General features: G+C 53.5%; 19 protein-coding genes and 4 tRNA genes. 5 read left to right on the forward strand and 18 right to left on the reverse strand.

The features are described from left to right. Positions 1-26: 26 nt before the first annotated feature. From HGBM_RS04420 to HGBM_RS04465, 10 genes are all read right to left on the reverse strand, one after another. Complete coding sequence (locus HGBM_RS04420; RefSeq protein WP_035286525.1) at positions 27-716, reverse strand: FadR/GntR family transcriptional regulator; 690 nt, start codon at positions 714-716, stop codon at positions 27-29. A 147-nt stretch (positions 717-863) separates the two neighbouring features. Continuing rightward, the gene (locus HGBM_RS04425) at positions 864-1,751 is read right to left on the reverse strand and encodes a fumarylacetoacetate hydrolase family protein (RefSeq protein WP_019119887.1); all 888 of its coding nucleotides are present in this window, start codon (positions 1,749-1,751) and stop codon (positions 864-866) included. Positions 1,752-1,776: 25 nt separating this feature from the next. Next, the gene (locus HGBM_RS04430) at positions 1,777-2,865 is read right to left on the reverse strand and encodes an Ldh family oxidoreductase (protein WP_019119888.1); all 1,089 of its coding nucleotides are present in this window, start codon (positions 2,863-2,865) and stop codon (positions 1,777-1,779) included. Between the two features lie 359 nt (positions 2,866-3,224). Beyond that, positions 3,225-3,313, reverse strand: a tRNA-Ser gene (locus tag HGBM_RS04435). Positions 3,314-3,496: 183 nt separating this feature from the next. Next, a complete protein-coding gene (locus HGBM_RS04440; protein WP_019119889.1) occupies positions 3,497-4,708 on the reverse strand; it encodes an MFS transporter in 1,212 nt (403 codons plus the stop codon). Between the two features lie 170 nt (positions 4,709-4,878). Beyond that, on the reverse strand, positions 4,879-6,297 hold the full coding sequence (locus HGBM_RS04445) for an aldehyde dehydrogenase family protein (RefSeq protein WP_019119890.1): 1,419 nt from the start codon (positions 6,295-6,297) through the stop codon (positions 4,879-4,881). A 108-nt stretch (positions 6,298-6,405) separates the two neighbouring features. Continuing rightward, the gene (locus HGBM_RS04450; RefSeq protein ID WP_019119891.1) at positions 6,406-7,686 is read right to left on the reverse strand and encodes a peptidase; all 1,281 of its coding nucleotides are present in this window, start codon (positions 7,684-7,686) and stop codon (positions 6,406-6,408) included. A 17-nt stretch (positions 7,687-7,703) separates the two neighbouring features. Beyond that, positions 7,704-8,381: a 3-oxoacid CoA-transferase subunit B gene (locus tag HGBM_RS04455; RefSeq protein ID WP_019119892.1), complete on the reverse strand. Its 678-nt coding sequence runs from the start codon at positions 8,379-8,381 to the stop codon at positions 7,704-7,706. After that, a complete protein-coding gene (locus HGBM_RS04460) occupies positions 8,363-9,061 on the reverse strand; it encodes a CoA transferase subunit A (protein WP_019119893.1) in 699 nt (232 codons plus the stop codon). Before HGBM_RS04460 ends, HGBM_RS04455 begins: the two co-directional genes overlap by 19 nt. 15 nt (positions 9,062-9,076) lie before the next feature. Then, a complete protein-coding gene (locus tag HGBM_RS04465; RefSeq protein WP_019119894.1) occupies positions 9,077-10,438 on the reverse strand; it encodes an aspartate aminotransferase family protein in 1,362 nt (453 codons plus the stop codon). A gap of 149 nt (positions 10,439-10,587) precedes the next feature. Here HGBM_RS04465 and HGBM_RS04470 point away from each other — a divergent pair, with 149 nt between their 5' ends. Next, positions 10,588-12,120 carry a PucR family transcriptional regulator gene (locus tag HGBM_RS04470; RefSeq protein WP_019119895.1) on the forward strand — a complete coding sequence of 511 codons (1,533 nt, stop codon included), beginning with the start codon at positions 10,588-10,590 and terminating at the stop codon, positions 12,118-12,120. Here HGBM_RS04470 and ablB read toward each other — a convergent pair. Then, positions 12,117-12,950 (reverse strand): putative beta-lysine N-acetyltransferase, encoded by an 834-nt coding sequence (ablB, locus tag HGBM_RS04475; protein ID WP_019119896.1) that lies wholly within the window; start codon positions 12,948-12,950, stop codon positions 12,117-12,119. The genes HGBM_RS04470 and ablB overlap by 4 nt on opposite strands. A 340-nt stretch (positions 12,951-13,290) precedes the next feature. Between ablB and HGBM_RS04485 the strand changes: the two genes are divergently transcribed. Then, complete coding sequence (locus HGBM_RS04485; protein WP_019119898.1) at positions 13,291-14,028, forward strand: glycerophosphodiester phosphodiesterase; 738 nt, start codon at positions 13,291-13,293, stop codon at positions 14,026-14,028. Between the two features lie 9 nt (positions 14,029-14,037). Here HGBM_RS04485 and mnmL read toward each other — a convergent pair whose 3' ends face one another. The 5 genes from mnmL to HGBM_RS04510 form a co-directional block, all read right to left on the reverse strand. Further along, the gene (mnmL, locus tag HGBM_RS04490) at positions 14,038-15,006 is read right to left on the reverse strand and encodes a tRNA modification radical SAM protein MnmL/YtqA (protein WP_019119899.1); all 969 of its coding nucleotides are present in this window, start codon (positions 15,004-15,006) and stop codon (positions 14,038-14,040) included. 113 nt (positions 15,007-15,119) lie between these two features. Then, positions 15,120-16,355: a glycosyltransferase family 2 protein gene (locus tag HGBM_RS04495; RefSeq protein ID WP_019119900.1), complete on the reverse strand. Its 1,236-nt coding sequence runs from the start codon at positions 16,353-16,355 to the stop codon at positions 15,120-15,122. A 311-nt stretch (positions 16,356-16,666) separates the two neighbouring features. Then, positions 16,667-16,740 (reverse strand) — tRNA-Gly (locus HGBM_RS04500). 84 nt (positions 16,741-16,824) lie between these two features. Then, positions 16,825-16,909: transfer RNA gene (locus tag HGBM_RS04505), tRNA-Leu, on the reverse strand. 45 nt (positions 16,910-16,954) lie between these two features. After that, positions 16,955-17,029: transfer RNA gene (locus tag HGBM_RS04510), tRNA-Arg, on the reverse strand. A 167-nt stretch (positions 17,030-17,196) separates the two neighbouring features. On the opposite strand from HGBM_RS04510, the gene HGBM_RS04515 reads away from it, so the two are divergent. Continuing rightward, on the forward strand, positions 17,197-18,228 hold the full coding sequence (locus tag HGBM_RS04515) for a MerR family transcriptional regulator (RefSeq protein ID WP_026074205.1): 1,032 nt from the start codon (positions 17,197-17,199) through the stop codon (positions 18,226-18,228). A gap of 78 nt (positions 18,229-18,306) precedes the next feature. Further along, positions 18,307-18,933 (forward strand): methyltransferase domain-containing protein, encoded by a 627-nt coding sequence (locus HGBM_RS04520; protein ID WP_019119902.1) that lies wholly within the window; start codon positions 18,307-18,309, stop codon positions 18,931-18,933. A gap of 39 nt (positions 18,934-18,972) precedes the next feature. On the opposite strand, the gene HGBM_RS04525 is transcribed toward HGBM_RS04520, so the two are convergent. Continuing rightward, positions 18,973-20,355, reverse strand: coding sequence for a hypothetical protein (locus HGBM_RS04525; protein WP_147512802.1), 1,383 nt, complete (start codon positions 20,353-20,355; stop codon positions 18,973-18,975). Positions 20,356-20,628: 273 nt separating this feature from the next. Between HGBM_RS04525 and HGBM_RS04530 the strand changes: the two genes are divergently transcribed. Beyond that, positions 20,629-22,809: an anthranilate synthase component I gene (locus tag HGBM_RS04530; protein ID WP_019119904.1), complete on the forward strand. Its 2,181-nt coding sequence runs from the start codon at positions 20,629-20,631 to the stop codon at positions 22,807-22,809. Positions 22,810-22,853: 44 nt separating this feature from the next. Here HGBM_RS04530 and HGBM_RS04535 read toward each other — a convergent pair whose 3' ends face one another. Beyond that, complete coding sequence (locus tag HGBM_RS04535; RefSeq protein WP_019119905.1) at positions 22,854-23,282, reverse strand: EamA family transporter; 429 nt, start codon at positions 23,280-23,282, stop codon at positions 22,854-22,856. Between the last annotated feature and the right edge of the window lie 145 nt (positions 23,283-23,427).

Consider the following 23,427-nt stretch of genomic DNA (forward strand, 5'->3'; position numbering starts at 1 on the left):
CTTCGCTCTTCGCGAAAGTATCCCGCCTATTTGTTCTTTAAAAACCTCTGCACTTGCAGCATGTGATTTAACATAAGCATACTTGCTTCTTCCGGTTTCCGGTTTTTAATGGTGTCATAGATTTTCTTATGGAATTCTAATGATTCATTCATCACTCCCGGAACCATAACCACTTTTTCTTGTACACGAAATACCAAATTTTTAATTGAATTATAGAGGTCATTCATGACAAGATTTTTAGAGGATTTTGCAATCCGCTCATGAAAGAGCATATCAGCTGAGACAAACCCCTTTTGATCATTCATTTCAATGGCTTTTTCCATTCCTTGAACCGCTATCAATATCCCATTTAGATCTTCCTCATCGGCACGTTGGGCTGCCAAATAGGTTAATTCCTTTTCAATAATACGCCTAGTTTCAAAAATATCTTCCATCTCCGTATCTGCCAAATAGAGCTGGTACATAAGCGTATCCGAAAAAAAGTCATGATAGTTACTTGAAATAAATGTCCCTTTCTGTGACCTTTGAATTAAACCTTGTGATTCAAGTACTTTTAAAGCTTCCCTTAAAGAAGTTCTGCCAACTTGGAGGATTTCCATCAGTTCGCGCTCCGGCATCAGTTTGTCTCCGGGTTTTAGTTTTCCTTCCAGTATAAGCTCTTTGATTTGGTTTACGATCATATCCCCGATATTTGAACGTTTGACAGGTTCAATCATTTTTTTCACCTTTCTATTGGTCAACATATTACATAGTCTGACCATACTACAAAAATATATAAAAATAAATCGTGAAATCAATTTCATGAACCTATATCCATTCAAATTATCCATTAAGGGAATTCTCTGAATATAAATCTCCTTATATTAAGACAGAATATTGGTCAGCGTTCCGATCTTCTCAATGGAAACCGAAATTTCATCACCAGACTTCAACCAGATCTGCTGTTCTTCAGGATAACCTAATATCACTCCATCAGGAGTTCCGGATAAAATGATATCTCCCGGTTTTAGAGTCATGTATTGAGAAACATAGCTTACGATCGTTGCACAATCAAAGATCATATCTTTGGTGTTTGACGATTGGCGTAAAATCCCATTCACCTTGCACGTAATATCCAGTTCTTGCGGGTTAGGGATTTCATCAGTCGTTACGATGTAAGGTCCAATCGGAGCAAATTTGTCAAGAGCCTTGCCGAGAAGCCATTGACCTGTTCTAAATTGAAGGTCACGGGCAGACAGGTCATTCCCTACGGTATAGCCAAATACATATGAAAGGGCTTCTTTCTTGCTGACTTCTTTAGCAGTTTTCCCAATGACAATCACCAATTCTGCTTCATAGTCAAATTTCTCCGCACCGGAAGGAAGCGGAATAACCTCGTTGTGCGCTGCCAGGGAGTTGCTGAACTTACTGAATAAAATAGGGCTTGACGGAACTTGCATCTTAGATTCTTCAGCGTGATTCTTATAGTTCAACCCTACACAAATAATCTTTTCAGGGTTTGTTACAGACGGAGCATATTGAATCATTTCTTCTTGAATAAACAGTTCATCTTTTGTTAGATTGTCCTGAGCCATCTGAGTTAGTCTGTGTAATGAACCTAGATCCTCATCTCCACTATGGATGACCTCTTCCATCGAACCCGGGACGGGTACATTAAATACTTCACTCGCACGCTTAACGTTTAGAATACCTTGTTCCGTTTTCACACCTAAACCAACTTGATTATCCATATAGAAACTAACTAATTTCATATATATCCTCACTTTCAAATGTTATCTATTCATCTAACGGTGATACTTTTAGTTTATTTATAAGGTCAGAAGACACGGATGCTTTTTTTGCATAGGATACAATCTCTTCCACTACGGCAGCTGGTAATGTAATGCCCTCTTTCAAATTTCTTTCTTTATTTAATATTTCGATTTCCCCAGGCAGGTAAACTTGATTCGTATTTGGCGCCAACGGAGTATTTTTCATATATTGAATATAGCGATCGACTGATTCACGGAATACTCGCGGATCCATAAACGCGTCTATGCGAATAGCCATGAAGAAATGACTGATATCATTCGGATTGTTGAAATCTTGATATAACGAATGAATGTCCGGTCCGATGGCACCACCGCTGAGCAATGCGGATAAAATGTCAATCATTACCGCGATTCCATATCCTTTCGGTCCGCCTACTGGGAAGAGATTTCCACCATTAATTACTTCATCAGGATCCGTCGTAGCCTGTCCTAACCGGTTTACCGCCCATCCTAACGGTATAGACTCACCTTTACTTTTCGCCGCTACAATTCTTCCCAACGGTACAACACTCGTTGCCATATCCAGAATAATCGGCTTTTCCTTTCCCGCAGGGACAGCCAAAGCTAATGGATTATTCCCTACTCTTGCAGCAGCTCCACCCGGAGGGGCCATGAGTGGTTCCACATTACTAACAGCAATTCCAATCATGTCATGTTCCTGTAATTGCATCGCCCAATAAGCCCCTGCCCCAAAATGGTTACTTCTGCGGACCGCAATGGCACCTAAATGGTTCTCCTTCATTTTTTGAATCAACCTGGAAATCGCCCGTTGAGAAACCACTTGTCCCAACCCGTAATCTCCATCTAAGACAGCTGTATTTTGTGTTTCCTTAACAAATTGGATGTTGGGATTGCTTTTCATAATTCCTTTCTCTATCCTTTTCAAATAAATGGATAGTCTAATCACACCGTGGCTGCTAACCCCTCTAAGATCTGCCTCTACTAAAGACTTGGAAACGATCTCAGCATCCTCCTCTGGAACCTGATAGCTTTTTAGAATATCCGAACATATTTGGGATATAGATTGTGGATCGACCTGGTAGAATTTAGGCATATACAGAGCGCTCCTTTTAAGTTTTTATCATTTATTAAATGTTAACAACCATCTTAATGTCTTATGGACTTATGGTCTGACCATACGACTATAATGTTATGATATGGCACTCAACTGTGGTTTGTCAAGATGAATATTTAGAAAAATCAATACTGATAGTCATTGATCGTACGATCCGTTGACCTTCTGCCTTCTTTGTCAAAATAAACTCGTTCTTCTCTCTTTCATCATCCTTCTCATATCAATACAGACCTGCTGTAGAAAACGCAAAAAAGCAGATGGTAATATACCATCTGCTTTTCTAACGGTCTGGTTTATAATCAATACGTTTTACCCTAAAAAACTTGATAATACGATTATGGCGGAGGGAGAGGGATTCGAACCCCCGTGACGTTGCCGCCTAACGGTTTTCAAGACCGCCCCGTTATGACCACTTCGGTATCCCTCCGTGAGCCTTCCATCTGAAGGACAATTATTACTATAGCATAATTCATCTAAATAATGCAAGACATTTTTGTAGCCAAAATTTCATTTTTTTATCTGCGCCCCTCGAACGAGAAGCATGGTCCACTTCTGCACAAAACGGATGCATACCGTTTCTCACAGAAGTGGAGCGGCATCCAGGTCTGCCTCAGTGAAACGAATCCTGGTATGGCGCAGCAGGAAGCTTCCTCTTGGCCAGATACTTCCACACAATCAACCCTACGATCACCAGCATTGTGCCGGTACAGACAAATACGAAGCGGATTCCTGCCAGAGAACCGAGCAGTCCGCCAAGGATCGGTCCGACCATGGAGCCCAATTGGTTGGCGCTCGTCGTCAGCCCAAACGCCCGGCCGCGAAAATCGGCATCTGTATGTTCTACCACAATCGTATTCACCGCCGGCAGCACGCCGGAGATAAACAGCCCGAAGACGAACTGGACTCCGCCAAATGTCCAGAGATTATTTGACAGGAATTGCGCCGCATTCATGATCCCGGCACCGATCAGGGCGATGTAAAGAATGTTGAAGAAGCCCTTTTGCTGGCCGATCTTTCCCCAGTAGGGAGCCGCAATGATTCCGGCGATCCCGCTCAGCGAAAAGATAATGCCAGACGAGAGGACGGCCCCTTCCACCTGTCCCTGAAGCTGGGTGACGTACAGCGTCAGCAGAGGCTGCAACACCATGTAGACCAGTTGGACGATGAAGAGCAGCGCCAGCATTTTCATCAGTATCCGATTGTGCCAAGCGGCCCTGATATCCTCGATCACCCGATGCTTGACCTGGCTCGGGACGATCTTTTCTTCCTTGACAAACAGCCAGACTGCGACCGTCGCCAGCAAAATCACAACAGAAGAGACGACAAAGGCAAGCCGCATCCCGAAAAACTCAGAGAGGAGCCCCCCGAACAGCGGCCCCAATATTCCCCCGGTTGCCCCTGCCGTTTGCATGATCCCGAGGCTCCAGCCCATTTTGTTCTGCGGTACGGACGAAGCGACGATCGCCATCGAGGCGGGAACGAACCCGCTGACAAAGCCCTGCAGCATGCGGACCGCCAATAATTCCCAAGGATTCCTTACAAATGAAGCCAATAAATATACAACCGTCAAGCTGATCCCGGCGCGGATCACCATTCTGCGTTTGCCTGTCTGATCCGCTCGTGCCCCCCAGTAGGGAGCCATTATCGCACCAACGAAAAAAGCGGCCGAAAAAATAATGCCCGACCACAAATTCACTGTCTGTTTACCGACTCCTAAATCAAAGAGATATAAGGAAAGAAAGGGGACGACCATCGTGTAGCTGGCATTTGACAAGAATACCCCCAGCCACAGCACAATCAAATTTCGCTTCCAAGACTCCAACCTTTACACCCCCGAAGATGCATTATACCACATCGGATTTTCATGTGGGGGAAACCGGGTAAATATTTCTTTACGAGCAATGAAAAAGGCGGATGCCTCCCATCCGCTTCGGCACAAAGCGAGTGCAGCGAAAGGATTTCTCCCTTGCTGCACTCCGTAAAACCTGCCTATCATCGCTTGAACATGACCAGCTTCATTTCGGTCATCTCTTCAATCGCGTACTTGAGCCCTTCGCGTCCCATGCCGCTCTCCTTCACTCCACCGTATGGCATGTGGTCGACGCGGAAGGTAGGGATGTCATTGATGATGACTCCCCCCACGTGCAGCCGCTCGGCAGCATCAAGCGCCGTGTGCAGATCGTTGGTGTAGACACCTGCCTGCAAGCCGTACCGGGAGTCGTTGACGCAGCCAATCGCTTCCTTCACAGACCCGACGCGGTTGATGAGGACTACAGGGCCGAAGACCTCCTGGCAGGAGACTTTGGCGTCCACAGGTACGTCTGTGAGCACCGTCGGCAGAAGAACGCGGCCCTCCACCTCTCCGCCTGTCAGTACATGAGCCCCTTGCTGCTGGGCCTCGCGAATCCAGGAGAGAGCCCGCTCCGTCTCTTTGGGGTGAATCATCGCGGAGAAGTCGGTGTCTTCCAGCAGCGGATCACCGCCGCGCAGCTTGCGCGTCTCCGCTAGAAACGCCTCCACGAACGCTTCGTAGATTTCATCCACAACGTAAATCCGCTGGACGGAGATGCAAACCTGCCCGGAATAGCTGAAGGCGCCGAAGACACAGCGGGGTACGACTTCTGCCAAATTGACGTCCCGATCGACGATGACGGCGGAGTTCGATCCCAATTCCAGGGTGACCCGTTTTAAACCGGCGCGGTTGCGGATGCCGATCCCGACTTGCGGGCTGCCGGTAAAGGTAATCGCCTTGATGCGCGGATCGGTAACCAGGATGTCGCCCACCAGTCCTCCGCTTCCCGTGATGACGTTCAGCGCGCCGGCCGGAAGTCCTGCCTCCTCGGCAAGTTGGGCTAGAAACAGGGACGACAAAGGCGTTTGCGATGCCGGTTTGAGCACGACGGTATTGCCTGCCGCCAGTGCGGGACCCACTTTGTGGGCGACGAGATTCATCGGAAAGTTGAACGGGGTGATCGCCCCGATGGTTCCCAGCGGCTCCCGGACCGTATAGGCGATGCGCCCTTCTCCGCCCGGCGCGGCATCGATCGGCAGGGTTTCGCCGTGGATCCGCTTCGCCTCTTCAGCGGCAAATCTGTAGGTCTGGATTGTCCGGGCGATTTCGCCCCGAGCCGTTTTCAACGGTTTGCCCGCCTCCTCGGCAACGATCCGCGCCGCTTCCTCGCTTCGTTCGGCGAACAGGTCGGCGATTTTGGCCAGCATGCTTGCCCGCTGGTGGGCCGGCATCTGCCGCATGACCGGATTTGCCTGCTCTGCCGCCTGGATCGCTTGTTCGACTATAGACTGATCAGCAAGCGGGATTTCCGCCAACTGTTCTCCGCTATGCGGGGCGTACAACGGACTGTACTCGCTGCCTTCGACCCACTGGCCGCCGATGTAAAACGCTTTTCTCATTCACATTCTCCTCCATCTGAAAAGGGGTTCTTGTATAACATTCTCCGCGAAAGCGAACCTTCCTTCCCGAATCTTCTGAAATATCTGTGCAGAAGAATGCGCCTCCGCTTACAGGGCGGCTGCTTCCTCGTCGATTCCGCACCACTCCAGCAATGTCAGCGCGAAGATTTCGGCACACTGAAAGACGTTCTCGAGCGGAATGTACTCATTGGGATAATGGGCCACCTTGGTCACGCCCGGGCCGATGACAATCGCCGGAGTGTCTGCCAGCTTGGTCAACAGGCCTCCGTCCGTCCCCCACGGCGAAGCCTCAATGACCGGCGGCTCGCCCATGACAGCGGCATAGGTTTGCTTCAGCAAGGTCACCAATGGATGGTCTTCCTCCACAGCTCCCGGGACCCAGCGGGCGCCAAACCATTCCAGCCCGACAGGATTTTCGGCAAACCACGGATCTTCCTCGGCCAGCCGCTTCAACGCCTGTTCCATCTCTTGTTTCGCCTGCTCCATCTCTTCTCCGGGAGCGACGCCCATCCTGCCTTCCAGCTTTACCAGGTCGGCGACCATCGAAGGCCACTTTCCGCCTTCTATGACCCCGATATTGATCGGGACGGGGATCGGCAATTTCTCATAGAGCGGATCCGTGATGCGGCCGTTGCGCTCCTTCTCCAAGCGGCCGACCGCCTGCACCACCTGCAGACTTTTTTCAATGGCGCTGACCCCTTCGTAGCGGGTGCCCCCGTGGGCTGCACGCCCCTTTACAGTCAGGCGAAACCACATCGAGCCTTGCTGTTTGGGGAAAATTTTCATGTTGCTCGGCTCGGGAACGATCGCGGCGTCTGCCTTGTACCCGCGAAGGATGGCAGCCAGCGTCCCTGCTCCGCCGCTCTCTTCTTCTACCACGCTCTGGAAGATGACATCTCCCTTAAGCCGGACGCCCAGCCCCTGCAAGACCTTGATCGCCAGCAGGGCAGCGAGGCTGCCGCCTTTCATGTCTGTCGCGCCGCGGCCGTACAGTTTGCCGTCGATGATTTCCCCGCTGAACGGATCGTGATCCCACTGCGTCCGGTCGCCGGCGGGCACCACATCGACGTGCCCGTTGAGTATCATGGAACGGCCGCCGCCGCTCCCCCTCCAGACCCCCACTACATTGGGACTCTCCTCAAACGTGCTGCGCGGCGAGACAAAATACGGATGGCGGGTCAGCTCTTCTCCCTCCATGATCCACAGGTCAACCTCCAGCCCCATGTCCGCCAGATAGGAGGCGATTTTCTCCTGGATGGAGCGTTCCGCTCCTTGCACGCTAGCCTCTCTGACCCACTCCTGCAGCAGGGCGGTCGCCTCTGCCTGCTCCTTTTTGATTCTCTCCTTGATCTTCTCCTGCCAGCTCATCGCTATCCCTCCTTTGTTCAGCGGTATACGCCAACTTCGCCGTCTAGCTTTAGTTCCGCTTCGGTAGCCCCGATCACGTCTCCGACCGTGTAGGGGTGCATCACTTCCAGCAGGTAGAGGCCGTCAGAACGCACCTGCATGACCGCCATATCGGTGATGATCAGGTTTGCGCAGGCTTTCGCGGTAAGCGGGAGACTGCACTCGCGGACGATCTTGGATCGGCCGTTCTTGTCGAGATGTGTGGTCAACACCATCACCTTCTTTGCCTTCTGGGCCAGTTCCATCGCTCCGCCCATGCCCGGCACCCGCTTGCCGGGGACGATCCAGTTGGCGATGTCTCCCCGCTCGCTGACCTCCAGCGCGCCCAGGATCGTCATATCCAGCTTGCCGCGGCGAATGATCCCAAAGGCGGTGGTGCTGTCAAAGAACGAAGCGCCGCGGACGAGCGTCACGGGGAACCCCCCGGCATTGCACAGATTGGGATTTTCTTCGCCGGGGGCGGGACTTGGTCCCGTGCCGAGAATGCCGTTTTCCGCGTGGAACAAGACGTGCTTTTCTTTTGGTATATAGTCCGCGACCAGGGTGGGAATGCCGATCCCCAGGTTGATGATCATTCCGTCGGCAATTTCCTGTGCTGCCCGCCGCGCAATGCGCTCGCGGTAGCTCTCCGCCTGTTTTACTTCTCCCATGCCCATCGCCAGTTCACCCCTTCGCTTTGCACGATCATATCGACGAATACACCCGGCGTCACGATCTCCTCCGGATCAAGCTCGCCCGTCTCGACGATCTCGTCCGCTTCCACAATGGTCAAATCCCCGGCCATCGCCACCAGCGGATTAAAGTTGCGGGCGCTCGTATCGTAGATGAGATTGCCCAGCCTGTCTGCACGCTTCGCGTGGACAATCGCCACCTCGGCTGTGAGCGGCGTCTCCAACAGATAGGTTTTGCCGCCTACCGTCACCTTTTGTTTTCCCTCTTCGGCGATCGTGCCGATGCCGATGTCGGAGAGGATCCCGCCCAGGCCCACACCGCCTGCCCTGATGCGCTCTGCCAGGATCCCCTGCGGACAAAATTCCACTTCCAGTTCCCCGGCGGTCATCTGCGCCCCGGCATTGGGATTGGAGCCGATATGGGAAGCGATGACCCGCTTTACCCTGCGCTCCGTCACCAATTTGCCCACCCCGATCTGCGGGAACGCCGTATCGTTGCTGATCAGGGTGAGGTCCTTCACGTTTTTGTCCAAGATCCCCTGGATTAGCGACGGGGGATTGCCTACACCGCCAAACCCGCCTACCATCAGCACCATCCCATCGTGAAAATGGCGGAGTGCTTCTTCGATCGGTACCACCTTGTCGAATGGATTCTGGTTACGCATGTTTGTGCCCTCCTGTCACAGCGATAACAGCCCTTCATGTTTCAATTCCGTCTGGACATCTTCGATCGCCATTCGCAATATGGCCAGCAATTCGTCAATCTGTTCCCGGTTGATCGTAAGCGGCGGGGAGATGATAACCGCGTCTCCGGCTCCGCCTTCCACCGCGCCGGAAGCCGGATAGATCATCAGCCCGCGCTCAAACGCCCGCCCGATGACGCGACCCGCAACGCCGAGCGAAGGAGCGAACATCTCCTTCGTCCGCCTGTCCCGGACGAACTCCAGACCGCACAAGAGTCCCAGGCCGCGGGCGTCGCCGATGAACGGGTACTCCTCTGCCAGCTTGTGAAGTTCGGCCAAGAGATAGGCTCCTTGTTCTGCCGCGTTGTCGACCAGGTTGTGCTGCTCCAGGTAGCGGAAGACAGCAAGGGAAACAGCGGCAGATTGAGGGTTGGCGCTGTAGGTATGTCCGGCCATGATCGAGGCGGAGCCGCGCTGGATCGTCTCGATGATTTCATCCGAGACCATCGCTGCCGCCATCGGCGTGTAGCCTGCGCTCATGCCTTTGCCGAGCGCCATCAGATCGGGCACGACTCCCCAGTGGTCGATCCCGAAGTTCCTGCCCGTCCGGCCCATGCCCGTCATCACCTCGTCGGCGATGAAGAGCACCTGGTACCTGTCGCAGATCTCCCGGATTCGCTGGAAGTACCCCGCCGGAGGAACGATCGCGCCGCCAGCCGCGCCAATCACCGGCTCTGCGATAAAGGCGGCGACATGCTCCGGGCCGATCCGCCGAATCGCCTGCTCCAGCTCATCGGCGCAGCGAAGCCCGTACTCCTCCGGCGTCAGCTCCCCACCGTAGCGGTAGTAGTACGGTGTCGGCACGCTGGGATAGTCCTGCAGCAGCGGGACGAACCGCTTGCGGCGCAGCACGTGGCCGGACATCGACAGGGCCCCCATGGTAATGCCGTGGTAGCTCATGAAGCGGGATATAATCCGGTTCTTCCGCTCAAGGCCCTTTTCCTGCCAGTATTGAATCGCAATTTTTTGGGCAGTCTCCGTCGCCTCCGAACCGCTGCTGACAAAAAAGCTCCAATTGAGACTGCCGGGTGCCCAGGCAGCCAATTTTGCCGCCAGCGCTTCCACAGGTTCACTGCTGAAATGCGAGCGATAGGCGAAGGAAACCAGTTCGGCCTGCCGCTTCATCGCCTCCGCTACTTCCGGAACGGCATGGCCGATGCTTGCCGTCACCGCCCCGGAGCACCCGTCGAGATAGCGCTTTCCGGCAGCATCGTACAAATAGATCCCCTCTCCGTGCGAGACGGTCGGGTACACCTTGCCCAAATCCGGTTTGATCACATAGCTTTTTCTCTCTCCCATAACCAGCACCTCGAAAGTTAAGTCGTTTTACCCTCATGGTAGCGCAATGCATCTGGATTGCCATTCGACCGGGTGGAAAAAAAAGCGTCTCAACAGACAAAATCTTTTATACATTTTGTATAATGAATGGGAGAAGGAGGCGGGTGCCGATGAGCATTACCATTCGTGAAGCACTGCAGCTGCCGGACATGGTGCAGACGCGGCTCGTTGCCGGAGAAGCGGGATTGGACAATCACATTCGCTGGGTGACCATCGTCGAAATCCTGGACGATACGACGCGCCTGCAAGCGGGCGAGTTTTTGATCACGACAGGTTTTGGCCTCGAGGAGGATCGCCAGAAGCTGGAGCAGTTCATCCCCCGCCTGGCCAGTCGCGGTCTGAGCGGGGTGGCGATCCACACCGGTTTCTACCTGCGGGAGATCCCCCAGGCGCTGATCGAGATGGCCAACCGGCACGGCCTGCCGCTGATCGAAATCCCCGTGGAGTTAAACTTTTCCCATGTGACCAAGGCGATCCTGCAGCCGATCGTCAATCGGCAATTTGAGACCCTGGCCTATTCGCAGGCGATTCACGAACAGATGATTCGCATCTCGCTTTCCGGCGGAGGACTGGCGGCAATCGCCGGCGAACTGGCCCGGCTGACCAAGGGAAACGTCACCATCCGTGACGCCTTTGGCAATCAGCTCGCCGCCACGCCATCCAAAGCAGAAAACGCTGAGCCGGCTGTCGAGGTCTCGCTGCCGATCCAAACGACGCGGGAGACGTACGGTAGCGTCACCCTGTCCAAGCCCCGCCGCAAGTGGCAGGAGCTGGACCAGATCGCGCTGCAGCACGCCAGTACGCTGTGCGCGCTGGAATTCGTCAAAGAGCGGGCTGTGATTGAGGCCGAGTGGCGGATGCAGGGGGATTTTGCCGAAGAGATGCTCAACGGCCGCTTTTCCCTCAACCGCGACACAGAGACGCGCAGCCGGATGCTGGGGTACCCGCTGACCGGCAGCCACCTGGTCGCCGCGCTGCAGATCGGCGCAGCGGATCAGCTTGCCGAGACGGCAGAGCAGCACCACAATTTGATTCGGCTCATCAAGCGGCTCGCCGAGAAGTACGGCGTCCCCTGCCTGCTGAGGGAGCGCAGCGCCCATCTGCTGATGATCCTGCCGAGCGGCACGGAAAGCGACCGTCTGCTTGCGCAACTTCCGGCCCAATGGGCAAAATCCGCTCCTGGTTCTCCCTTGGCCGCAGCCGTCAGCAGCCCGCGCAGCGAGCTGGCCGAACTGGCAGAAGCCGCGCAGGAAGCTGTCTTCGCCCTACAGGTATATCCGCTCATCAAGCCCCAGAGTCCGGTGCTCCGCTATGCAGACATGGAAGGCTATCAGTTTTTGTTTCCGTTTCATCAGCAGAAGGAGGCGCTGCGCAAACTGTGGAGCCCGCTGCTGGATCAGCTGCTGGCGTATGACAAACAGTACGGGCACCGCCTGCTCGATACCCTGCAGGTGTACCTGGAGGCCAACTTGAACGGTCTGCAGGCTGCGCAAACCCTCTACATTCACCGCCACACACTGAAGTATCGGCTGCAGCAGATTGAAGCGAAAACCGGCAAATCACTGGCGAATGCCGCCCAGCGCTGGCAGCTGCAGCTGGCATTGATGGCTTACCGCCTGCAGGGCATCCTGTTCAAAAGCTAGTCATGCGAAGGCCTCAGCGGTTTTACCCAAATATTCATATCCTCGAACCCGGAATAGATCGTACAGTTGTTGATCAGCCTTCCACGGTAGGTAAAGCCGTGTTTGGCCGCCGTGATGTTCATGCCGTGCGACTGGGCGCGGGTCAAGGTGTAGAGGTAGTAAATCCCCATCTGCTCCATTTTTGCTTCCAGGGTGTAAAACAGCGGCTGCAGCAGGCCGCGTCCCAGGTGATCCGGATGGGTAGCGCAATCCGTAAACTCGACAGACCCGTATTCCGGGCTCACCTCGGCGGAGGCCGCGCAGACGATCTTTCCGCCGCATTCGACGACAGTGTAGTAGGTGTTCTCCTGCATGGTCTTGCGGACGTACGCGGGATCGTCCATCGGCGTCGGGTAAGTGGCAAACACAATCCCGTACAGCCGGGCCAGCTCTTCCGCGTCCGCCTCCACAGCGTCCCGCTGCCGGTACCCGTCAGGAAGTCCGCTTGCTGCCGGAGTGCCAGCCTTTGCCTTGGCCAGGCTTGCCTGCAGCACTTCCTCAGCCAATTCGGCGGCAGCCGAGGCCGCCCGCTCCTCACTGAGAAAGCGCGCCATCATGTACGCGTTTCTGCCCAAATAGAATCCGTCGATCCTCCCTTCCAGCGTGTATCCGAGCGACTGCAGCTTCTCCACATCTGCCCTGGCGGCGTAGACGATGCATTTGGTCAGGCGGTCCGCCAAGGCAATCCGCTCCATCTCGGCGTGAAGCGCGTCCAGGTCTTCAGGCCGGTAGCGCAGCAATTTGACCCGTTTATTCGGCTTGTCGACAATCAAGTGATATTGATCCGGCATGCCTCTTCCCCCCTCTTTGCGGTTATTGTTTTACCTCCCATTGTAGCGCTTTTTTCCGGGACGTCATTCTCCACAGTGTACAAAACCCTGCCGATGGGCATTCGCCTTTTTTGGCCCCGCTGCATACAAATAAACAAACGCCCAAAGGAGGTTGACGGGACGTGGAGCAGGATCGTTTCGACGACCATTTTCTCACCGTACTTGTCCTGTTTGTGCTACTGATCATCGTGCTGAAACTGCAAAAACAGCAGTAGCCGCTTCATCCTTCCTACCAAGCTGTTCAGTTGGGGATGCCGGGCGCATATCTATGGGAATAACGGGAAAAAAGGAGGAAGCTCACGTGAAGCCTCTTATCTACGCCCACCGGGGTGCCTCCGGACGCTATCCAGAAAATACATTTGACGCCTTTCACGCCGCGCTGCGGCACGGTGCAGACGGCATCGAGCTGGACGTGCAGCTCAGCTCCGATCACGAGGTCGTCGTCATCCACGATGTAAAAGTAAACAGGACCACCAACGGTACGGGACTGGTTCAAAATCATACCTGGAAGGAACTGCGGCAGTTGAGTGCCGGCGGGTGGTTTCATCCCCGCTTTCAGGCGGCCCGCATTCCCAGCCTGCATGAGGTGTTTGCCTTTGCCAAGCCGACAAGCCTGCGGTTGATTCTGGAAATGAAAAACCTGCTCGTACCCCAGCCCGGCTTGGAGGACAAAGTACTGGAGCTGATCGACCTGTACAAGCTGGAGAAGCGCGTGACGATCTCTTCCTTTAATTACAGCAGCCTCGCCGAGATCAAGCGGAAGAACCGGAAGATCCAAACGGCCCTGCTCTACATCGGGAAGCTGAGCGACCCCTGGGAAGTAGCCGAACAATACCAAGCTGAACAGCTTCATGCGCCCGTCGGCGGGATCGACCGGACTTTGCTGGATCAGGCCCACCGGCGCAAACTGTCGGTCGTCGCCTGGACCGTTAACGATCCTTCGGCAATCAGGCGTCTTGCCTCCTGGGATATCGACGGTCTCATCACCAACTACCCCCGACGGGCACGAAGGCTGGTGGACACAAAAAAAGAACCCTAGGCGGGTTCTCTATTTTTCATAAAATTTTCCTTGCCAGGTATTCCGCTTGGCCATTTCTGCATTGATTCCGTTCAGGACCTCCCACTTTTTCCGACTCCACATCGGACCGATCAGCAAGTCCGCGGGACCGTCACCTGTGATGCGGTGAACGATCATCTCGGGCGGCAGGATTTCCAGGGTGTCGACGACCAGCTTCGTATACTCCTCCTGCGTCAGAAATTGCAGCAAGCCCTGTTCGTACTGCTTAACCATCGGCGTGTGGCGAAGCAGGTGCAGCAGGTGAATTTTGATTCCCTGGACGTCCAGGTGGGCGACCGCCCGTGCCGTCTCCATCATCTCTTCCTGCGTTTCGCCGGGCAAACCATAAATAATATGAGAGCAGACCCGGATATTGTGCTTCCGCAGCTTCTCCACTCCATCGAGGTAGCACTGGTAATCATGCCCCCTGTTGATCAGCTGTTGGGTATGTTCATGAATTGTCTGCAAGCCCAACTCCACCCATAGATACGTGCGTTCGTTCAACTCTGCAAGGTACTCGACTACATCGTCAGGCAAGCAGTCGGGACGGGTCGCGATAGACAGTCCGACCACGCCCTCCTGCCGTAAAATCAGTTCGTACATGTCGCGCAGTTCCCGGACAGGCGCGTAGGTGTTGCTGAAAGCCTGAAAGTAGCCGATGTATTTTGCCGAGGGCCACTTTGCATGCATCCGCTCTTTCACCTCTGCGAACTGCTTCTCCAAAGCCATCCGCCGCTCTCCGGCAAAATCACCCGAACCGCGGGCACTGCAAAAGGTGCAGCCGCCGACCGCCGCTTTTCCGTCGCGGTTGGGACAGGTAAGGCCGCCGTCAAGCGGGACTTTGAACACCTTCTCGCAAAAGAGCTGGCGAAGGTGGTAATTCCATGTATGATACCGCTTATCCCCCCACCAGAGAGGCTCGCTGTTGTCTCGCTCGGCAAGCCTGGCTGCTTGCTGCATCACTGTTTCCCCCTTCCAGCATGACGCCGATCCATTTACTATAACAGATCAGAAATCCCCAAGAAAAGGGACCACGGTCAATCCGTGGTCCCGGCAAAATATATGGAGTCTCGTCACTGCATTTCTTCGATTCGTATCGCCCGTGTATGACTGGTATGGCTCCATACCTGATTCTTCTTTGTAAAGAAGGCGTAAAAGAAGATCGGCAGCCATGTCAGGAAAAAGAACGGCAGCAGCAGCAGTCCCAGGTAGCCTTTTAACGGGACCTTATCCAAGTACAGCGCCACGAATGGCAGCAAGTAAATGAGCGCGGTCGTTCCGTAAAGCAGCCATGACGGCAACAGTTGGGTAAAGCTGAACATTCCCCCCGTATCGAAAAAACGGGCTAAAAACAGGACAGACATCATCGTCATGATCAAGACGTACATCGGCTGGAACAGGTAAAAGGCTGCATCCAGCATGCCGAGCCGTCCCGCCTTGATGGCGTTCTTTAACATCGAACCGATGTAGCGGCCCGCCACGTCGTAATGACCCTGCATCCAGCGCAGCCGTTGGCGCATGGATGAACGCAGGTCGATCGGCTTTTCGTCATACACCTTCGTATCGTGGGCCCAAGTCGGGTAAATGCCCCGTTCGATGCAGCGGGTGGCAAACTCCAGGTCCTCGGTCAGGCTGGTTGCGCCCCACCCCATCTCCTTCAACAACTTGCTTTCGATACACAACCCCGTGCCGCCTAGCGTATTGGGCAGACCGAGATTGTGGCGGGCCAACTGCCACATTCTGTTGGTAAACCAGTATGTAACAGCGTAAGAAAGCGTAATCCAGGAGTCGAACGGATTTTTTGAATCCAGGTACGCCTGGATGACACGCGCCCCTTTGCAAAGTCGATCGTTCATTACCATCAGAAAGTTTTTCTCAACCAGGTTGTCAGCATCAAACATGACGACTGCATCGTATTGCTTTGGCATCGACCAGAGGTTTTCCAGCATCCATTCGATGCCAAACCCCTTGCCGCGCTTTGAACTGTCAAAGCGCTCACATGCAATCGCCCCGTGTTCCCTGGCCAGCTCCGCCGTATTGTCGGTGCAGTTGTCGCAAATCACAAAGATGTCGTACATGTCGCGCGGGTAATCGAGCTTTTTCAGGTTCTCGATCAACGGCGCAATGACAGCACTTTCATTGTGTGCGGCAATCAGCACGGCGAAGGTTTTTTGTGGTTTGTGTGTAACAGCCTCTTTTTTTCTAAACAAACCACCACAGGAGACTAGTGTCTGATAGGTGCTGATCACCCCTACTGCCGAAGTAAATCCGATGAATAACCCCTCAATTGATTCCTTCCATGCACTCATCGTTTCTTCTCCTCGACCTACCCGATTTGTACCTGGGATAGGTTAATGGTTTTTTTATTTTTTTCTCTCTCTCTGCTACACGGGCTCTCAAGTGCGAGTGTACTTCATACCCCTTTCTTTCGCAATCGTACTAAAGTGGCAAAAACTTTATTTTTTTGCAGTTTTCTCCTATAGGATATGAACTTCTCGCAAAAGCATGCCTGTTTTCTTTTTTTCTCGTCCCTATCACCTTTCCCACGTTCTGACGGTTCTATACGGCATACATGAGACAAAAAAAAGCCTTCTGTTAAGAAAGGCTGCTCCATGCTGATTGGAGCGGGTGATGGGAATCGAACCCACGCTGTCGGCTTGGGAAGCCGAAGTTCTACCATTGAACTACACCCGCACTTTCATTCTAGTAGGCATTTGCATCGTACAACGACTGCAACGACATTGTCAATCAGACTATCTATTCATGCCAAAAGTACCATGGTGCGGTCGGCGAGACTCGAACTCGCACGGGTCGCCCCGCCACCCCCTCAAGATGGTGTGTCTGCCAATTCCACCACGACCGCATATGAAACCCCGAAATGCTTCCGGACTAAACTTCGGGGAAAAAATGGCGAGCCTACCAGGACTCGAACCTGGGCACCTGGCTCCGGAGGCCAGTGCTCTATCCGCTGAGCTATAGGCCCATGCTTGTCTGTCTTAGCACTTTGACAGTAATGAAGTATACACCGTTGTGACATCAGAGTCAATAGGAATTTTAGAGAAAAAAACAGGAAAAAAGGATCCCAATCTTTACCTTGACGCATGGGAAAGGTTTACACTACAAAAGGAGGGGTTGTCTCATATGAAGCTCATGAAAATCAAAGAAGTCTCAGAGAGATTAGGGATTTCCTCACGTGCAATTCGCTTTTACGAAGAAAATGGGCTGATCGTACCAATCAAACAGGAGAACAACTATCGCGTCTACACGGAAAAAGACATCTGGCGCCTGCAGACGATCATTTCCCTTCGCGAAGTGGGCATGGGCATCAAGGAAATACGCAACGTGCTGCAGCAGATTGACAAAGGAGACGACAACGAGCTTCGTCACTATCTCGAGCTGCAGCGGGCCGCCGTCTTTTCCCAATGGCTTGAATTAAAGCAAATCATTGAAACGACTGACCGCATGATCGAGCTGTTAAAGCAAAGTCAATCGCTCGTGTTGGATGACGTTTTCCGGCTTGCCGAAGGGTCGAAAAGACTGCGTGAACTTCGCAAAAATTGGTACGATCGATGGAATTTTGACTGCCAGGCGAGTATGTATGACGATTTGGTGAAAGAAGATTACGACCAGGCTCTCGATTTGACGGTAGAGTGGATCTCACCTGAAGCAGGAGAACAAGGTCTGGACATCGGAATCGGCACAGGCAATCTCGCCGGAAAATTCCAGGAACGGGGGATCAAAATGGCCGGCCTTGACCAGTCAAGGGAAATGTTGAAACAATGTCAGCGCAAGTATCCAGCTATTCCGACCAAAATCGGGAACTTCCTCGCCATTCCCTATATGGACGGAACGTTTGATTTTATCGTCACCAGTTTTGCCTTCCACCATCTTACAGACGAACAAAAACCGCTTGCCCTGGAAGAGATGCGCCGGGTGCTAAAACCTCACGGCCGCATCTGTATCACCGATCTGATGTTTGCGGACATGCAGAAACGAACCGATTTTTTGCGGAAGCTGGAAAACGAAAAAAAAGCGGCGGAAATCCGCCAGATCGAAGACAAGTATTATTCCGACCGCTCACAGTTGCTCTGTTGGTTTGATGCGCACGGATACATCACGAAACACATGCAAATCAACGACTTGCTCCACATCGTCCTTGCGGTGCCGATTCGAAAAACATAGAAAAATCGCTTGACCTTGCCGCTGCGTGCCGCCTTACGATACAGCTGTCAAATCGAACTCGCATGGGAGGAATCTTCAATGGACAAAGAGCAGCTGCAAAAGCTTTACCTGCAGGAGGAGTATTACTGGGGAATGGAACCCAGCCGTTTGGCGGAAAAAATCCTGGATTACATCCCCGAAGACCGGCGAAAAAGCATGAAAATCGTCGACCTGGGTGCCGGCGAAGGGCGTGACAGCGTATTTCTTGCCCGCGCCGGATTCGAGCTGATTGCCGTTGATATCGCGCCGGCAGGATTGGCCAAAGCAGAGAGGCTGGCGGCCAAACGAAATGCCGTAATCAAAACAGTTGAAGCGGACATCAATGACTTCGCATGGCAGGATCCTGTTGACCTTGTCTATTCCATCGGTGCCCTCCAGTACATCGAGCCGCAAAACAGAAACCGCCAATTTTCCCGCTTTAAGGAGAGGACGCTGCCCGGGGGACTGCACGTGCTGTTCGCATTTGTCGAGCATCCCGACGTTGAACTTGCCCCGGATTGGGGAGAAAACGAGTATCTCTACAAAAGAACAGAACTGCAGGGCTATTACGCTGACTGGGACGTCATCGAGGCGGAAGAAGTCATCTTTGATTGCAGCTCCAGCAACATCCCCCACAGACACGCAGCCAGCACAGTCATCGCCCGCAAGCCTGTCCCAGGGCCATAACTCGCATGCCGCCCCGCTCGATGATGAGGCGGCTGCTTTTCACCGAACCAGCGGCACGACGTCCAAAAACCATCGGCTTGACTGCCGACTGGTGACGACCCGCGCATCCTTCAGATCAACTACGTTCCACACCTCTTTGTCCGACTCTGTCCGCTGGGTTGTGTAAGCGTACCTGCTGTCCGCCGTAAAGCCCGCCACATGTACGACGCTGTCTGGCTCCAACCGGGCGAGCTGCTTTAGATGTTCTGCTTTTGCTTCGTACACATATAAACCGGCTCCGCGGGGCTGTTGGTACGGACGGCCCAGCTCCTGCCGGCGAATCGCCCCGGTGAGCAGCAGATATTTGCCATCCGGCGTCAGATGGACATCGTCGACCGGAATCGGCAGACGCTCCACCTCGCTTGCATCAGAGGTGGCGATTACCCTAAGGCCAAGCGGCGACTCGCTTATTACCACATCGCTCGCCTGATTGTGAAGCTCCCTTCGTACCCCTGTTACATAGAGGAAAGCACCGTCGGCACTCAGTTCCGCTCGCATCTGCGTTCCTGCGGCCAACTTTGCCTGCGCGGCAGGAACCAACCAGCCGAACAGCTTGCCGAAAACAGAACGCGCCGGGCGAATCTCTGCCTGTTTTTCAATTGCAAACGTATCCAAATTGACGACGGTCAACTTCTCTTCGTCGGCGTGCGCGATGTACAGCCTCTTTCTTTGCAGATCCCAGGCCAGGCCCGGACTCAGCGTATGGAAGATCGAATCGCTCCCCTCCTGGATGTCCATTCCGTCCAGGCTGAGCCTGGCCCTTACCTGGTTTGTCTCCAGATCGACAGAAAAGAGTTCAGGAGCTTCAAGCATCTGCTCCCGGCGGCTGTCCCACTCTCCGTATACAGCCATTTCTCTTCCTCCGGGCATCAAGCGCAACTGGGTCGGGATAAACGACTCCGGAAAGTCGACGATCGAAGACGCCCGCTTTTTTTCGAGGTCGTACCGGGTGAGCCGGAAAGCCGCCGGGTAGCTTCGACTGGCAGGCTCCACCCAGAAAAGCTGGCTGCCGTCGTGATGAAAGCACAACTGGCTTGCATCCGTGAGGGAGATCCCGTCCATTTTTGCATCCAGCCACGTTGTCGTGTCGATCAGATGCAGCTCTCCGTTTTCCTGCCCTTCTCCGGTCGGCCAAATGACGAATGCCAGCCGCTTGCTGTCCGGACTTGCCGCATAACTGTAATGATGGCCCAAACGAAGTGCGGTATCCCCCGGCAGATTCTGCAATGTAACCGGGTCGATCGGACTGGCCTGCAGCTGTTCTCCGGTATCTTCAACGAGCAGCACCGAAGCGGATTGAAATGCATTGCTGCCTTCAGGCTTCGGCAGGACTGCAGCTTGCTGCGAACACCCGCCGATCAGCACCAGCAGTGACAGTGACAAAAAAACGCTCCTTTTCAACATGTGACCACATTTCCTCCTCCCGCGTCAGTACAGAGTGTTCAGACTATAGATGCAGAAGGAAACGAAAACGTTACGGCCTAATAAATGCTTGGAGAATCTTCGGGCGATATGTTATAGTTTTGGGTAGCACAGAAGAGATGAGTCAGGTTGGTTGAGTTGAGTAGAGCAAAGTAGAGAAAAAAGAATATGATTTTACATGCTTTTCTCAATTTTTCCCCCTGTTCTCCTCTGAGAAAAGGAGGAATGAAAAAGATGAGTATTTTAGCTTCGTTAAAAATCAGCCCCGAAACCATCCACCTTAGCACCCCTTCCGGAATCCAGGTTACGAGAACGATCGCCCCTGTAGATGGAAGCGCGTCAATCGACACACTGTTGCAAAAAATCGACACAAACAAGGGGGCCGTTTTCTCCAGTAAAATGGATTTCCCCGGCCGCTACTCCCGTTGGGATATCGGTTTTGTCAACCCGCTGCTGGAATTGAAATCTTTTGGTAAAAAATTCCAATTACATGCGCTGCAGGAACGCGGCTGCGTCGTGCTGACAGCGATCGCCAACCATTTGGCCGAACACGAGTTGGTTACGATTGAGCACAAAGACAGCCGTTCCCTATCGGGTACCATCAATTCCGGTCCGACGCAGGCGTTTCACGAGGACGAAAGAACCCTGCAGCCTTCGATCTTTTCGCTCATTCGCACGATAAAAGAGCTGTTCTCTACAGATACGGACCCATTTCTCGGGTTGTACGGCGCTTTTGGCTACGACCTGGTTTTTCAATTTGAGCCAATGGAACTGCGGCACAAGCGCGATCCGGAGCTTTCCGATCTCATCCTGTATTTCCCTGACCAATTGACCATCATTGACCATCAGCTCTCATGTTCGTACCGATTGTCCTACGATTTTTCCTACAGGGGCCGGTCCACGGCTGAAATTCCCCATCAGGAAGTGCTCTCCGAGGCCGCAGCAAGGCCGGCTTCGGCCCATGACCGTTACCAAAAGGGCAGATACGCCAAGCTGGTGGAAACGGCAATCGAATCCTTTAAGGTCGGCGATTTGTTTGAGGTGGTGCCGTCGCATACCTTCGTGAGAGACTGTACCGGCACGCCATCCGACCTGTTTACCAGGCTGATGCAGATCAATCCCAGCCCCTACGGCTTTTTCATCAACCTGGGCAGCGAATACCTCGTGGGATCGTCTCCGGAAATGTACGTCCGGGTGACGGGAAACAAGGTGGAAACCTGTCCGATTTCCGGGACGATCAGGAGGGGGGCTGACCCGATCGAAGATGCCGACCGCATCAAGGAATTGCTCAACTCTGCCAAGGATGAATCAGAGCTGACCATGTGTACGGACGTCGACCGCAATGACAAGTCCCGGATTTGCATTCCCGGCTCGGTGAAGGTAATCGGCAGAAGGCAGATCGAGCTCTATTCCCATCTGATCCATACCGTTGACCACATCGAGGGAACGTTGGACCCCAAATTTGACGCCCTCGACGCTTTCATGACCCACATGTGGGCGGTGACCGTCACCGGTGCCCCGAAAAGATCGGCGATCAAATGGATCGAGCAGCACGAGGATTCCCCGCGGAGATGGTACGGCGGCGCTGTCGGCTTTTACAGCTTTGACGGCAATTTGAATACCGGTCTGACCTTGCGGACGATCCGCATCAAAAATGGCATCGCGGAAATCCGCGTAGGAGCCACCCTGCTGTACGACTCGGTCCCGGAAGCCGAGGAAGAAGAAACCTTGACCAAGGCCAGGGCGCTGTTTAAAGCTCTGGAACCAGGGCAAGCCGCAATCGAAGCCGATCCGCAGCAGCCAAAAGACGCCGGAGAAGGGCTTAACATCCTGTTCGTTGACCACGAAGATTCTTTCGTTCACACCCTGGCCAACTACTTTAAACAGTTCAGCGCGAAGGTATCCATTCTGCGCTCTGAATTTGCCAGAGAGCGGCTGCGCTCTGATGCAGACTTCGACCTGGTGCTGCTGTCGCCCGGTCCCGGCCGCCCCAGCGACTTTAAGCTCAGCGAGACGATACAGCTGTGCCTGGAAAAAAACATCCCCATTTTTGGCGTCTGTCTGGGGCTGCAGGGGATGATAGAGTATTTTGGTGGCAAACTTGATGTTCTGCCTTACCCCTATCACGGAAAAGTTTCGGTGATCGAGGTCACAGAACAAAGCTTCCTGTGGGAAGGGATTGCCGGTCCGATCGCGGTCGGCAGATACCATTCCTTGCACGCGCAGCAAGTGCCGGCTTGTTTTGCCGTCACAGCCAAGACATCGGACGACGTCGTGATGGCCATCGAGCACAAATCGCTCCCAGTATGGGCCGTACAATTTCATCCGGAATCGATCATGAGCGCCCGCAATGAAGCGGGAATGACGATGATCCGGAATGTGCTGAACAAAATCAGGACAAAACCACAGCCATAACGTATAAAACGCGGGGGCACTTTACTTCAAGTGTCCCCGCGTTATTATTTGCCTGCAACCAAAATCGTTCCCGCAACGATCAGCACGACGCCGGCTGCATTCACCCAGGATATCTTCTCTCCGAGAAAGAGCAGTGCCAGCACGACCGCGATCACGACGCTCAATTTGTCGACCGGGCCAACCTGTGAGACATTTCCGTACTTTAACGCTAAAAAGTAAAACAGCCACGACAACGCTCCGGCAACGCCGCTGAGCAGAACAAACGAAAGTGCTTTCGTCTGGGAGAAAAGTTCCGCCATTTGTGCAAATTTTCCTTGAACGGCAACGACACCTACCAGAAAGAGGGCCATGATAATGGACCGCACTGCCGTTGCAGAGTTTGCGTCGATGTCTTTCAAGCCGATTTTTCCAAACACGGCGACCAAGGCTGCCATGACCGCGGAAAGCAAAGCGTAAACCAACCATAAAGGCAATGCCATTACCTCCCTATGCTGAATTTTCATACAGGAAAAAGCACCCGCTCTCCCTGATATGACTCTATGCGCCGGGGCAAGCAGGCCAGGACTCCATAAGTATACAACTTTTTGGCCCAATCACGAAAAGCTCCTGCGACTCAAA

Origin of the sequence: Brevibacillus massiliensis, assembly GCF_000311785.1 — a bacterium.
Taxonomy (GTDB): Bacteria; Bacillota; Bacilli; order Brevibacillales; family Brevibacillaceae; genus Brevibacillus_C; species Brevibacillus_C massiliensis.

Coding starts and splice junctions, on each gene's coding strand:
- HGBM_RS04450 (WP_019119891.1), bottom strand. CDS start 7,686: ATGAGCTGGCAGGAGAAGATCAAGGAGAGAATCAAAAAGGAGCAGGCA.
- mnmL (WP_019119899.1), bottom strand. CDS start 15,006: ATGCAGCAAGCAGCCAGGCTTGCCGAGCGAGACAACAGCGAGCCTCTC.
- HGBM_RS04460 (WP_019119893.1), bottom strand. CDS start 9,061: ATGCGTAACCAGAATCCATTCGACAAGGTGGTACCGATCGAAGAAGCA.
- HGBM_RS04515 (WP_026074205.1), top strand. CDS start 17,197: ATGAAAATCAAAGAAGTCTCAGAGAGATTAGGGATTTCCTCACGTGCA.
- HGBM_RS04495 (WP_019119900.1), bottom strand. CDS start 16,355: ATGAGTGCATGGAAGGAATCAATTGAGGGGTTATTCATCGGATTTACT.
- HGBM_RS04530 (WP_019119904.1), top strand. CDS start 20,629: ATGAGTATTTTAGCTTCGTTAAAAATCAGCCCCGAAACCATCCACCTT.
- HGBM_RS04520 (WP_019119902.1), top strand. CDS start 18,307: ATGGACAAAGAGCAGCTGCAAAAGCTTTACCTGCAGGAGGAGTATTAC.
- HGBM_RS04420 (WP_035286525.1), bottom strand. CDS start 716: ATGATTGAACCTGTCAAACGTTCAAATATCGGGGATATGATCGTAAAC.
- HGBM_RS04445 (WP_019119890.1), bottom strand. CDS start 6,297: ATGAGAAAAGCGTTTTACATCGGCGGCCAGTGGGTCGAAGGCAGCGAG.
- HGBM_RS04425 (WP_019119887.1), bottom strand. CDS start 1,751: ATGAAATTAGTTAGTTTCTATATGGATAATCAAGTTGGTTTAGGTGTG.
- ablB (WP_019119896.1), bottom strand. CDS start 12,950: ATGCCGGATCAATATCACTTGATTGTCGACAAGCCGAATAAACGGGTC.
- HGBM_RS04455 (WP_019119892.1), bottom strand. CDS start 8,381: ATGGGCATGGGAGAAGTAAAACAGGCGGAGAGCTACCGCGAGCGCATT.
- HGBM_RS04465 (WP_019119894.1), bottom strand. CDS start 10,438: ATGGGAGAGAGAAAAAGCTATGTGATCAAACCGGATTTGGGCAAGGTG.
- HGBM_RS04470 (WP_019119895.1), top strand. CDS start 10,588: ATGAGCATTACCATTCGTGAAGCACTGCAGCTGCCGGACATGGTGCAG.
- HGBM_RS04430 (WP_019119888.1), bottom strand. CDS start 2,865: ATGCCTAAATTCTACCAGGTCGATCCACAATCTATATCCCAAATATGT.